Below are 8,432 nucleotides of genomic sequence, written 5' to 3' on the forward strand. Positions count from 1 at the left end.
TCGAAGCCGATATGAAACCCCGCGACAACATTAAGGAAATCAAGGAGGTTATTAACTACATAAATGCGTTGGAATACGGGATCAAACATGTCGCAGGTGCCAGGGCCAATGCGCAGTTATTCAGGGGAATCCACCGTATCCTGATTCAAGGCACACGGGGCAGCAAGAAAGCGCTGGGTGAATTTCGCAGGACGCAGAACTGGATCGGTCCTCCTGGCGCCAATGTTTTTGAAGCTCATTTTGTCCCGCCGCCGCCCGAGCAGATCTTGCCTGCAATGGCCAATCTGGAGGCCTTCTTTAATGAGCCAGATCACATGCCCCCGTTGGTGAGAGCCGCCCTGATACATGCCCAGTTTGAGACTATACATCCGTTCATTGATGGCAATGGTCGTATTGGCAGGCTCTTGATAACATTCTTTCTTGTTGCTCACGAGGTGTTGAGGCAGCCGCTTTTGTATCTGAGCTACTACCTGAAAAAGAATCGCGAAGAGTATTACAATCTCCTCATGCGGATCCGGACCGATGGCGATTGGGAATCGTGGATTAAATTCTTCCTCAATGGTATTGATACGGTATCGCAGGAGGCAACGGCTGCTGCTGGTGAGATCATCAAATTGAAGCAGCGCATGATTGACCTTCTATATGAAAACAGGATCTCAAGCATATATGCGGTAAAACTGATCGATCTGTTATTCACCAAACCGGTCATTGACGTGAGGACGGTGACCGAGGAATTTAAGATCTCCAAGGAGTCCGGGAATGAACTGGTAAACCGTTTTGAGAAACTCGGGATTCTCCGTGAACTGACGGGCAAACAACGCTATAAGAAATATTTGTTCCATGATTACACTACGATAATATCCCGCGGAACGCGATGACTGTTCCCGTCATTGCGAGTTTTGCGCAGCCATCTGAAGTCCCGCTTTACGGGATTCCGATTCCTTGTCTATTGTGGAAGTTCTTTAATGATAGAATCGGAACAATCTCAGCAGGAAAACGAAAACAACAGAGCCAGACGGGTCCATTGCTTTTCAACGGTATTAGCAAAAGTAACGGTACTAACGGGAATGACGTAAGGGAGTAAGGCAGGGCTTTAGCCCTGCAAAACCTGCCGCAAACCTGAAGGTTTGCCCTACATTTCCTGGTGGCGTTCGACGGTGAATGGTAAATGAGCCCGTTTCGTCCCAAAAGGCAACGTCTACGTATTAACATCCGTGCCCTGGCAGTAATAGCTGTTTTACCATTTGCGGCTGCCACAAAGCAAACCTTGACAGAGTTGCGGATGTGGTGATAATTGAACATATGAAATTACTGAACTACAGAGTGTTATTCAGAAAGGAGCCCGAAGGAGGATACACGGCTACTGTACCTTCTTTGCCAGGCTGTGTTACTTATGGTGACAACATTGATAAGACTGTAGAGATGGTGAAAGAAGCTATCGAATTGTATGTTACAAATCTTAGGGAGCACGGCGAAGATATCCCGACCGATGATGGCACCTTTGAGTACACGCTGACAGTAAAAACGCGTGACTGAAGTTCCGGCTCTAACACCACGTAAAATTGAGAAGATACTTTTGAAGTTAGGTTTCGTTCTCGGTAGAACCAGTGGAAGCCACCGGATATATTATAGGTCCGTCGACAAGAAGCGCGTCATTATTCCTTTCCACAAAAGGGATTTGCCGAAGGGTACCGCACTTGAAATCCTTAGGCAAGCTGGTATCAAAAAGGAAGATTTACAGGAATTGCTATGATCAAAAGCAGCGCAGGGCATAAAAGGGATAGAGTACTAGAACAAATAAAAGAGATCGTAAACCGTGAGACAAGGGCTTGGGATACACAGGATGTGGATTTACTACTTTCTATTTTCCATGAGGGCATGGTTTGGCCGTGGCCCGAGAAAAATACTGACCACGACCCGGTGAAGTGGGTGATGGTCCTTGGACGCTTCGATTATGCAAGATGGAAAGATTTTTACGCAAGATTCTTCGCGCAGTACCGTTTAGTCCACAATCGTAGAGCAACCAAGAAAATCGTGGTTTCCGATCAGAAAGACGGGGCTTTTGCCGTGGTTGATATTGATACATTGTGGGTTGATAAGGAAACTGGTGAGGAGAATCACTGGAAGGGCAGGACGTGCAAGGTCTATTCCATGGTCGGCGGTGAGTGGAAATTGACGATGCATACCGGCGTCCTCCAGTATTGATATATTAGATTGATCATGCGGAGGCAAGCATCGAATTAACGCAACTCGTAGGGGAACTTGATTCGTTTTTCAATATAGCGGCGTGGCCTGAAGACCCGGCAATGAGAGAATGGGTGCCCAGGGTATACGCCGACGCTGGATATGATTACACAAAGAAATTCGAAGCGGGTTTTTGTGCAAAGTATAATGGTTTAATGCTGCGGGCTGGAGACACTGTCGAAAAGATCTTCTGTAGTGCTTTTGCGGCTCCGGATGTCCTGCAAAGGATCTTGGATACAAACACAAATGATGCCATGCTTTTTCTACATCATCCGGTCGACCTCGAAGTCTGTGGTGCAGGTTTTCTGCCCGTGCCTTCAGATGTCATCTCCGAGTTCGAGAGAATGCGGATTTCGATATATTCCTGCCATGCGCCTCTCGATTGCCATGATAAAATAGGTACAAATGCGGCAATTGTCCAGGCTCTGGGCATGAAAGTGGAGAAAGAATTCGTCCGGTACGGCCTTGGCTACGCCGGTAGGATCGGAACGATGGAAGTACAGGACACCGATCTGTTATTGAAACGTATCCGTGGTATTTTCGGCGTATCCCGATTGGAAGTCGGTGGATGCCTTAAATCAGCAGTGGCGCGGATTGCGATCGTTGCAGGTGGCGGTGATGAGATAGGTCACCTGAGGCAGGCTTACGAAAATTCATGTGATATGTACTTAACGGGTGAATGGTATCCCAGGTACACGCCGCAGGACGAGGATGTGAGACTGAGTGTTGCCCGTTTGAAAGAAGAGATCGCGTCGTTCACTCAGAACCTGAAGATGGTGCTGGTCGGCGTTTCCCACGCTGCATCAGAATATCTCGTTATGAAAAAACAGATGATAGACTATTTCGATTGCAAAGGCATACCTGCTGAGGCCATTCCGCAGGAAAACTGGTGGCGATAGGAAGATTCCATCTCCCTCGATACCAATGATGCAAATATAAGATTACAATGATGGCTTATTGTTCTTTCGACATAATTGGGTATACTTCTGGCGTCGTTCTCCGGCTTGACCGGGGAATCCAGACTATCCACGTCATTGCGAGTCCGCCGAAGGCGGACGCGGCAATCTCAAGAAGGCGAAGCCTTCTATGATTACGGCGATAAAAAACAAGATTCACCGACAACGAAGTCGTTAACAATGATAAAGAAAGCTACAATAATTCTGTTATGCAGAACATCCTTTATGCAAAGCGTGGCGTCAGTTGAGAACCTTCTCGACAGGCTCGAAGAATATGGAGAACGGAATTAGCGGAAATCGCGGTGTAAACATCATTTATCATTGTAATCAAATTTTTTCATCGCTGAATTCGATGAATGCCTTTGGCATTCAGCTGGAGGTAATATGAATGTTGTTCTAGCGTTGTCTCTAGTCGTGCCTGGTGCCGATTTTCCCATCTGCACCGCGGTCGACGTACAGGAGTATCCTTGCGCTGTCTTTGCCAACAACCAGTATTACGTATTCTGGGCAGATAATCGTTACCACATTGTCGATAGTTCACATACCATCTTCGGCGCGCGCGTGAGTACCGGCGGTACGGTTATTGATCCGGATGGGAAGTTGCTATTCAGCAACGAGCCAGGCTATGCCACATGCGCGGCGTATGATGGCACGAATCTCATGGTCGTTTTCCGCGACAGCTGTTGAACGTCCGGCAATGTCTATGGAGTGCGTGTCACTCCAAGTTGCGATTCGATAAACTCGATCTGTATTTCTTCGGCAAACGGAATTCAGACAGCACCGGAAGTCGCTTTTGGAAACGATAACTATATGGTCGTTTGGTCGGATGCAAGAATCGGTGGCGACTTTAATATTTATGGCGCACGAGTCACACCTGATGGAGTGGTGCTTGATCCTGATGGCATGTTGATAGGTCGGGATTCAAACGAGGGCCAATTTGAGCCGTCAATTGCATTCACCGGTACGAGATTCTTCGTTGTCTGGGTTTATTATTCATTGCCATTCGCCGTCGTTGGGAGGTTCGTGAATTGTGATGGGACGCTCGGCGATACTGTAAGGATCGCCAGTACCGCCGATGAAGGGTACGAAACATCCGTCTGCTTCGACGGCACTAATTTCCTCGTTGTCTGGACGCAATATCCTGAATTACTGAAGGGTCAGCGTGTCGCGGCCGATGGTAATTTGATCGGAAGTCCGTTTACTATTGCCACGGGCGTAGCAACATTGGGTTCGGGTAGCTTGTGTTTTGATGGTAATAACTACACGGTTGTATATAGCGTAAGAAACATTGATATTTTTGAGATCTGGGGACGGCAATATGATACATCAGGCAATCCGCTTGGTCCTGCTTTTATTATATCCAATCCGGCAAACAGTTCCTACGACTCATATATCGTTGCTGGTGCGACCAATTATTTCAATGTCTGGACTCACATGGAATACCCGTCCGATATCTATGGAAATGTCGATTTGCAGATCGGCATCGATGCCGGCGGAGATGATCAACCTGAAATGACTCCTTGCGGTTCAACGATTATCAGCGGTCCCTTGCGCCTGCCCGCTGGATTGGAGTACAGAGTATTCGACATCACCGGCAGATCCGTAGCACCTGAAAGGATGCAACCAGGTATATACTTTTTAGAGATCGAAAGTGAAATAGTCCAGAAAGTAATTAAGATAAAATAAAAGTAACGTTATAATCGTTACGTTCGCTAATTTCGCTAATATCGCTGGAACACCATGTTTACTTCTCGACAAGCTCGAAGGGTAATACAACTTATTGTTCGAGTGAGCGTAGCGTGTGCCCGCCTCGGGAGGGAATCGAGAACTCTCGATCCTCTCCCTTGAGGCTATCCGCCTCAGAAGGGAGAGGATTAAGGTGAGGGTGTAGCCGAGCGGGCTGGCTCCGTAAGGTGCCTGTCCCCGTGGAACGTCATTCTCCGACTCGCCTGTCCTCTGGTGTGCCAGGGGGATCGGGGAATCCAGCCGCGACGCCAGACGCGTTACGCTAAACGCCTGACGGCGAGAATCTCAACGGTGAGACGATTAGAAGCTGAGAACCTAAGGAAAATAACGAAATTAACGGTATTAACGAAAATAGCGGAATTAACGTATTTTGTAAAATTCGAAATTCAAAATGTAGTTTAAGCGATATTAACGAAAATAACGAGAATAACGTGCCAAACGTTTTTGTCAAATTCGCATTTCGCAATTCGCAATGCACGTTGTGTTTAGTGTCTTGACTTTTTTCGTATTTTCACCTATATATTATAGAGCCTCAAGTTTGTAGCGTAGTTTCTTCTAAGGAGCGCGGTATGTCTTTTGAGGATGTTGTAAAAAACAGTAAATTCATGCTGGCAGAAGCGTCAGTAGTCGAGTCACTGCGGCGCTCGAACAGGGTGGAGCTCCACCCCCGGCTTGTTCACTCTCCACTGATATACGACAGAAAAGGAAGAGAAGAGTTAGCGAATCTGTATAACGAATACATCGGTGTTGCGGAGAAATCCGGGTTGCCTATGGTTACCCTGACGCCGACCTGGCGCGCTAACAGGGAAAGGTTATCCGAAGCCGGGATCGCGTGCGACGTCAACAAAGATGCGGCTGATTTCATGAAGCAGATCCGTAGCCAATGGAATACATGGCGCGATAATATTTTTATTGGCGGCCTGATCGGGTGCAGGAATGACTGTTACAAAGCCGTCGAGGCCATCGATATGGAAGAAGCAAACGATTTCCACTCCTGGCAGATAAACAAACTCGCAAAAGCCAACGTCGATTTCCTCATCGCAGAAACATTACCGGCGCTTTGTGAAGCGATCGGTATTGCACAGGCGATGGGTGCAACCACGTATCCGTATACCATAAGTTTTGTGATAAACCGGCAGAGTCAAGTCCTCGATGGAACCAGCTTGGAATACGCGTTTAGAACCATAGATTCACTTTGCGATAGGCCTCCACTTGGATATATGGTCAATTGCTCTCATCCTTCTTTCCTACGGGCAGGTGAACAGCCCGATCTGGTTTTGTCCCGCCTTATTGGCATCCAGGCAAATGCATCTTCTCAGGACCAGACTGATCTGGAAGGCGCTGCAACACTAAAGGTTGATGACATCCCGGCGTGGGGGGACCAAATGGTCGAACTGAACGCGAAATATGGTGTGAAAATCCTTGGTGGTTGCTGTGGCACAAGCGCTGCCCACCTGCAATACATCGTCGACAACATACCACGATAATAACGAAACGCTGCACGCTATACGCATAACGCTTCACGCACCAACTGTCATTCTCTGGTTTAGCCAGGGAATCCAGACGGCACACGGTGCTATACGCAACATCTTCAACTACGCTCGTCATTGCGAGCGAACGTTGTGAGCGCGGCAATCTCAGTCGGTAAGCGGTATTAGCGATATTAGCGAAATTAACGATAATAACGGGAATAGCGAAAATAGCGAGAATAACGCACTTAACGTCTGTGAAGATATGCATCATCGTGAGAGAGTCTGTGAGTCGTTAGTGAGCCCCTAGTTTATAATACCCCAGTTGAGTAGATCAAGAAAAGCTCGACAATCACGGGTATTTGGTTATATTTTACTGATTTCCAGGGTCGGTCAATCCAGGTAAGATTAGATTGTCCGTGAGTATAAATACAAATGGGAGGAACAATGACTTTACGAATGACCTTCGCCATAGTGATCGGCGTGTTCATTGCTTTTATTTGTGCTCATGCACAGGCACCTGATACGCTTTGGACGAAGACTTATGGAGAATGGAACAACGAGGAACCCCATGGTATCTGCCAGACACCTGACAGTGGTTACATTGTCGTCGGCATAACGAATAGCATGGGAGCTGGCGACTGGGATATCTATTTGATTAAAACGGATCCTGATGGTGATACAATGTGGACGCAAACGTATGGAGGTTCGAATCCTGATGCGGCTCATGCGATGTGTCTTGCCCAGGATGGTGGTTATATCATCGTCGGTACCAGAGACATTACAGATTGGAACGTACTCATGATGAAGACAGATTCGCTGGGCAGTGTGCTATGGACTGAAGAGGACGGCGGAATGCTGCGTGACTGGCTCAATGGTGTGTGCCCAAATCCTGGCGGCGGATATGTTGCTGTTGGAGAAATCAACGTGAACAGTTGGAATACTTCGGGTAATCTTGGGATTCTTGCATTTGATGATAACGGCAACCAAAACTGGATCAGGTCATATGGCGGTAGCAGTTATGATGGCGGCACCTCGATCGATACAACAACTAACGGGTACATAATTGGCGGATTCACGAATTCTTATGGCGCCGGTGGTTCAGATGTATGGCTTGTGCGCACAAACGCATCGGGCATATCACAGTGGACACAAACGTTTGGAGGAGTTGAGAACGATTGGGCTTCGTCAGTGGCTTCGACTGCTGACGGTGGATACATCATCGCTGGATACACTGCGTCATACGGAGCCGGCAGCTGGGATGCTTATTTGATAAAAACCGACAGCAATGGTGACAGCATCTGGACGAGGACTTACGGCGGCAACCTTTACGACGCAGCGCTGCACGTTTTCCAGACTGATGACGGCGGCTATATTATCACCGGCTTTACTGGCGGTATTGGTGAGTGGATCGGCGGAGATATCTGGATCATGAAAATCGATGAGAACGGTGATGAACTATGGACCAGTACATATGGCGGTGTGTATGAGGATTGGGGATTCATTACCAGACCGACCTTTGATGGTGGCTATATTGTTGCCGCGAAGACACGTTCAATAGGGGCCGGAGAAACCGATATTTATCTTATAAAACTGGCACCGGAAACGGGAATTGCTGAGAATGAAGGTTCTGTGACGAGAGATCTGGCGCTTGGTGCGACCATTGTGCGCGGTCCCCTACCCTTACCATCGAACAAAGAGTTTAAGGTCTTCGATATCAGCGGCCGCGAGGTGACGCCTCACAATCTACGACCAGGTATATACTTCATAGAGATCGAGAATGACGTAGTACAGAAAGTTATAAAGGTGAGATGAAAACAACATTCCGAATTTCGAAATTTACATACATTACTAAAAACGTTATTCCCGTTGAACTCGCTAATATCGTTATTATCGCTGGAACAAAACTGTGACGTATGACACTAACAGGATTAACGGGAATAACGACATTAACGCAACCAACGAAACCAGGTAGGGAACTGGCTCCGCAAAGTGCCTGTCTCAAAACGAAGCCCTG

9 protein-coding genes are annotated in these 8,432 nt (G+C 47.5%); all 9 read left to right on the forward strand.

The window, feature by feature from the left end; genetic code table 11:
- Positions 1-878: Fic family protein (locus tag OEV79_11830; protein MDH4212125.1), on the forward strand; the 878-nt coding region annotated here is incomplete at its 5' end.
- A 424-nt stretch (positions 879-1,302) separates the two neighbouring features.
- Positions 1,303-1,536: a type II toxin-antitoxin system HicB family antitoxin gene (locus tag OEV79_11835; GenBank protein ID MDH4212126.1), complete on the forward strand. Its 234-nt coding sequence runs from the start codon at positions 1,303-1,305 to the stop codon at positions 1,534-1,536.
- Positions 1,529-1,753 (forward strand): type II toxin-antitoxin system HicA family toxin, encoded by a 225-nt coding sequence (locus OEV79_11840; GenBank protein MDH4212127.1) that lies wholly within the window; start codon positions 1,529-1,531, stop codon positions 1,751-1,753. Before OEV79_11835 ends, OEV79_11840 begins: the two co-directional genes overlap by 8 nt.
- The gene (locus OEV79_11845) at positions 1,750-2,205 is read left to right on the forward strand and encodes a hypothetical protein (protein ID MDH4212128.1); all 456 of its coding nucleotides are present in this window, start codon (positions 1,750-1,752) and stop codon (positions 2,203-2,205) included. The genes OEV79_11840 and OEV79_11845 overlap by 4 nt, the downstream gene beginning before the upstream one ends.
- A 101-nt stretch (positions 2,206-2,306) precedes the next feature.
- Positions 2,307-3,143: a Nif3-like dinuclear metal center hexameric protein gene (locus tag OEV79_11850; protein ID MDH4212129.1), complete on the forward strand. Its 837-nt coding sequence runs from the start codon at positions 2,307-2,309 to the stop codon at positions 3,141-3,143.
- A gap of 441 nt (positions 3,144-3,584) precedes the next feature.
- The gene (locus OEV79_11855; protein MDH4212130.1) at positions 3,585-3,887 is read left to right on the forward strand and encodes a hypothetical protein; all 303 of its coding nucleotides are present in this window, start codon (positions 3,585-3,587) and stop codon (positions 3,885-3,887) included.
- A 21-nt stretch (positions 3,888-3,908) separates the two neighbouring features.
- Positions 3,909-4,886, forward strand: a complete 978-nt coding sequence (locus OEV79_11860; GenBank protein ID MDH4212131.1) for a hypothetical protein — start codon at positions 3,909-3,911, stop codon at positions 4,884-4,886.
- A 629-nt stretch (positions 4,887-5,515) separates the two neighbouring features.
- On the forward strand, positions 5,516-6,433 hold the full coding sequence (locus tag OEV79_11865) for a homocysteine S-methyltransferase family protein (protein MDH4212132.1): 918 nt from the start codon (positions 5,516-5,518) through the stop codon (positions 6,431-6,433).
- A gap of 429 nt (positions 6,434-6,862) precedes the next feature.
- Positions 6,863-8,230 carry a T9SS type A sorting domain-containing protein gene (locus tag OEV79_11870; protein MDH4212133.1) on the forward strand — a complete coding sequence of 456 codons (1,368 nt, stop codon included), beginning with the start codon at positions 6,863-6,865 and terminating at the stop codon, positions 8,228-8,230.
- Positions 8,231-8,432 lie beyond the last annotated feature (202 nt).

It is taken from the genome of candidate division WOR-3 bacterium, from assembly GCA_029858255.1.
Taxonomy (GTDB): Bacteria; Hydrothermota; Tepidihabitantia; order SM23-42; family SM23-42; genus SM23-42.